At 66.8% G+C, this 4,324-nt stretch carries 4 protein-coding genes; all 4 read right to left on the reverse strand.

Going from position 1 to position 4,324, the window contains the following annotated elements:
- The coding region (locus C8J43_RS21700; RefSeq protein ID WP_133032635.1) for a phage major capsid protein at positions 1 to 758 on the reverse strand (758 nt) is incomplete at its 3' end.
- A gap of 19 nt (positions 759 to 777) precedes the next feature.
- Positions 778 to 1,704 (reverse strand): S49 family peptidase, encoded by a 927-nt coding sequence (locus tag C8J43_RS21705; RefSeq protein WP_133032636.1) that lies wholly within the window; start codon positions 1,702 to 1,704, stop codon positions 778 to 780.
- Positions 1,701 to 3,065: a phage portal protein gene (locus C8J43_RS21710; protein WP_133032637.1), complete on the reverse strand. Its 1,365-nt coding sequence runs from the start codon at positions 3,063 to 3,065 to the stop codon at positions 1,701 to 1,703. The genes C8J43_RS21705 and C8J43_RS21710 overlap by 4 nt, the downstream gene beginning before the upstream one ends.
- A 2-nt stretch (positions 3,066 to 3,067) precedes the next feature.
- The coding region (locus tag C8J43_RS21715; RefSeq protein WP_133032638.1) for a terminase TerL endonuclease subunit at positions 3,068 to 4,324 on the reverse strand (1,257 nt) is incomplete at its 5' end.

Below are 4,324 nucleotides of genomic sequence, written 5' to 3' on the forward strand. Positions count from 1 at the left end.
AACACGGCGTCTTCCTTGACCGCCACGCCCTCGAGCAGATCGTCGCGGACCATCTGCACCACGCCGATCGAGGCGCGGCGGATCAGCTGGTTCGTAATCGGCACGAGCGCGCGCAGCGTCTTTGCCGACATCGACATCATGCCGACCTGCACGTCGGTCGTTGGCGCCGGCTGGCGCTCGCCGACATAGCCCGCGGTCGTGCCCTGCGTCTTCTTGCGCATGCTGAGGTTGCCATCCGGCATCGGGATCGAGCGCGCGCCGAGGCGGCGCACGACGACGCGAGGGCGGAGAAGATCGACGAAGTCGGCGCTGTAGGCCGTGTTGACCAGGAAACCGCCCTTCACGTTGGTCGACTGCTCCTGGTTCGCCACGATCTGGCCGGTCTCGGTGCCCCACAGCTGCTCGGCGTGAGCAGCCGCAGCGCGCTGGTCCATGTTGCAGGCTGCCAGCGACATGGTGATGCGGGTGAACATCGTGCCGGCAGGGAGTGCCACGGCAGGCGCGGCCGGTACGGTACCGGGGCCGCCGGCGGGCGTGCCGACGACGATCGGCGCCGCGGTCGACGCCTTCAGCTTGAGAACCTGCTCTTCGCGGCCGATCTTCGCCTGGATACCGGCCGCCTCGGTCATCTTGGCGTCGAAGTCGGTCTGCTCTTCGGCGGTCAGGTCGCGGTCGCCATCGGCGGTCGCGGTGGTCGTGATCAGCTCGGCTGCCGCGAGAACGCCGGCAAGGCTCGTCTTGAGCGCGGTGATGCGCATAGGTAGGTCTCCTGGGGTTTCAGAGGCCGGCGCGGGCGTGCGCAAGCTTCAGGGTGTTCTCCGCGGCCGTGCGCCGGGTGGAGGAAGTGCGGGTCGAAAGGCGGCGGATCGCGCCGTCCAGGCCGTCGGCCTCGACGCGGTCGGCCATGCCGGCTTTCACCGCCGGACCGCCGGCGAGCACGCCGCCTTGTCCGAAGTCGCTGCGGACAACTGCCTCGGTGACACCGCGGCCGCGTGCGACCGCTGCGATGAACACGTCCTCGATGGCGTCGACCGTGCCGCTGATTATCGCGCGCCCCTCCTCGGTGGTGAGATCGGGGCGCTTGTTCGGTGCGTTCTTGCTGACGATCGCGATCTCGCGCCGGCCGGCCTGGTCGGGGTTCTCCTGGATGCTGCCGCCCATCATCACGCCGATCGAGCCGACCATCGCGGTCGCGTCGATCGAGATCTGGTTCGCCTGGCTGATGATCCAGTAGGCGGCCGAGCATCCCATACCGGTGACGTGCGCGGAGACGGGCTTAGGCGACTGCGCGACCATGCGCGCGAACTGCGCGATATCGGTGGTGACGCCGCCCGGGCTGTCGACGACCAGCAGGATCATGCGAACCGCCGGGTCGGCCTGAAGGGCGCGGAAGTCGGCTGCGAGCAGATCGAGCGCGACCGCACCGCCGCCCGACGGGCTCATCATCGCCGCGCGCGGCAGGATCGGGCCGAAGATCGGCAGCGCGCCGACGCCATCGCGGATCGCGGCCGATCGCGTGCCCGCCGCGCGTTCGCCCATCTGCGCGATCGCCTCGAAGTGGCGCTCGACGTGCCCGTCCTCGGCGACTGCCTGGACGGCCGGGTGATCGAGCGCGCGGATCGCCATCGCCTCGATCGCCTCGAGGTAGCCGGGCATGATCGCCCAGGGCACGGACCGGATGGCCGCTAGAATACGGTCGTTCATGCTGGATCCTCGTCGTCGGCCGAGCGGTTGCGCTTCGGCGGGGTCTGCTCGGGCGGGCGGTGATCGACGGGCGCGGTCGGAGCCTGCCCCTCGATCGCGGATCCGGAGCCGACGCGATATTCGTCGCCGCCCTCGCGATCGTTGCGGTTCTCCATGCGGCGAACCTCGTTCGGGTTGAGGATGCCCTTGTCGATCGCGACGCCGTAAGCTTCGTAGCGGCTCTTGATGTCGCCCTTGAGCAGGGCATCCGGCAGGAACTCGAAGAAGTGACCGGGCTCGGCGAACTGGTGCGTTGCGGCCGCGGCGACGCGCTCGAAGTGCCCCATCATCGAATAAAGGATCAGCTCGAGGCTCTGCTGCTCGATGTTCGAAAACGTCGCGCGGCTCAGCTCGAAGACGATATGCGGGGGGACGCCGAACGCGCGGGCGATCTCGACGACGTAGAACGCGCGGACCTCGATATACTGGCTCTTCGCGTTGTCATGCGCGAGGAACTTGGCGTCCATCTCCTGATCGAGCACGGCGACCTGGCCGGCATTTTTCGGTCCGGAGAAGCGCTTCTGCCAGTCGGTCTTGAGCTTGGTCTTGTCGTCCTGCTCCATCTTCGCCTTCGACGTCAGGATCGTCGACGGCTGCGCATTGTTCTCCCAGAAGCGCGCGGCGAAGGACGACGTCGCCGCGGCCGCCTCGAACGTGTCCTGCAGGATCTTCAGCCGATCGATGCCGACGAGACCATCGCGGGAGAAGCCGGGAATGTACCAGAGATCGTTCCGCGTCAGCCGCTCGAACGTGCCGTTCGGGAGGTGCGTATCGTAGAACACCTCGAGCCCGTCGGCCTTGTCCCAGCTCGACGCCGGCGTGACGCCTTGCGGATTGACGCGGGTGAGCTTGCCGGCGCGATAGAGCCCGTCGCGGTGAATATAGCCGGCGAACTTGCCGGTCATGATCAGATCGCCAAGCATCACCTCCTTGAAGAGGAAGGCATTCTGGACGTCGTTCGTGCGCGTCCGGAGCATGATTGCCTGGGGCGCGTCGTCAACGCGGACCTTGCCCGTACCTTCCGAGCGATAATAGATCAGCGGCGCCATCGCGAAGAGTCCGGTCAGGACCTCGAGCGCGCGCAGCACCGCCGGCGACGACATCGCCGCCTGCTCGCCGATCGGCGCGCCGCGAGTGCCACCGAGCAGGTTGAGGAAGGTCAGCCCGCTGGTGTCGTTCATGCCATCGGCCGAGGCGACGATCGCCGACGACGCCGGCCCCATCGGCATGCCGGCAGGTTCGTCGGCGGATACGGCGACGTCGTTGGCGCGATCGCCACGGAGGGCGCGAGTAGCCGCGCGAGCACGGTCAAGAATTCCCATGCTCAGATTCCCGTATATTCGAAAGTGTTGGTGCGCGGGTTACGCGTCATCAGCTGCACGGCGTTGAAGCCGGCCAGCAGCGGATCGATCTTCGCCACGCCCGACATCTGCTTCGTGATCAGGATCGCGCTGCCGCGCGGTTCGACCTTCGCATTGCCGACACACCAGTTCATGAGCAGCTGGCCGGCATGCTTCAGCGTGCCGTCCTTCAGCTTTCGCTCGGTGCCCTTGATCGCACCGGTAAGGCGGAAGCCCTGCGGTACCGCGACCAGCTGGTCGGCCGTGAAACCGCGGCCGGACAGCTCGTCGACCAAGGCGGCGACGCCTTGCGGATCCAGCCCGATCGCCGCCTCGGCGGGAAACAGGCCGGCGTCTTTCACCAGCTCGAGGAGATCCGCGACCTCAACCAGGTCCTGCGTCGGCTCCACGCACTTGATCAGCGTTCTTTCCGACATGAAGTCGGTCAGCTTGCTGACGATGTCCTTGCGCCGCTCGAACACATCGAGATGCGCCCACGCCCGGTTCCACATCAGCCAGGTGCGTGGATCCGACTTCAGTCGGCCGAGCAGCGCCAGGCCGAACAGATCGTCGAGCCCGCCGCCATCGATGCCGGCGACGGCAACCTCGACCAGCTCGAGGAAACCTTCGAGCGAACCGTCCCACAATTCCACCGCAGCTTTCGCCTGGGCCCAGTAGACCGCGCCGATCCAGGCATCGTGCCGCAGCCCGACGCCAATCTCGACGTTGAGATGCTTCGCGTAGAAGACCTGCTTGGTGCCGTCCTCGGCGTTCTCGATCTTGCGAAATTGCGCCTCGAGCCACGACTGGCTGACCGATCGGCCGAGGTTCGGGTTGGTGATGTAGAAGTTTGCCGGGTTCAGATGCTCGTCATTGGCAAGCATCTCTTCCGGGAATTCGTACAGGACCGGCAGAAACTCTTTGTCGACGACCTTCCCGTCGCGGACGTCGCGAGCGTAGGCCAGCTTCTCCTTGAAGACGCCGGCGGGCGGCTCGTCGGATTGCGTCGTGAGGTAGAGCGTATAGCCCTCCGGACGCGACACCTGACCGCCGGCCGCCTCGCGCAGCATCGAGTCCGCGTTCGCCTTCTTGCCGAAGAGCCATAGCTCGTCGACGAGCACCCGGCTGGCCTTCTTGCCCGACACCGTCGCCGCGTCGGCCGCGACGACCTTCAGCGTCGCCTTGGTGTCCCGGTTGGTGATGAGCCGGACATGCTCCTGGATGTGGAGCAGATCCGCCAG

It is taken from the genome of Sphingomonas sp. PP-CE-1G-424 (assembly GCF_004341085.1).
GTDB lineage: Bacteria > Pseudomonadota > Alphaproteobacteria > Sphingomonadales > Sphingomonadaceae > Sphingomonas.

Excerpts from the sequence above, each read along its gene's own strand:
- C8J43_RS21710 (WP_133032637.1), bottom strand. The coding sequence starts at position 3,065 with ATGGGAATTCTTGACCGTGCTCGCGCGGCTACTCGCGCCCTCCGTGGC.
- C8J43_RS21705 (WP_133032636.1), bottom strand. The coding sequence starts at position 1,704 with ATGAACGACCGTATTCTAGCGGCCATCCGGTCCGTGCCCTGGGCGATC.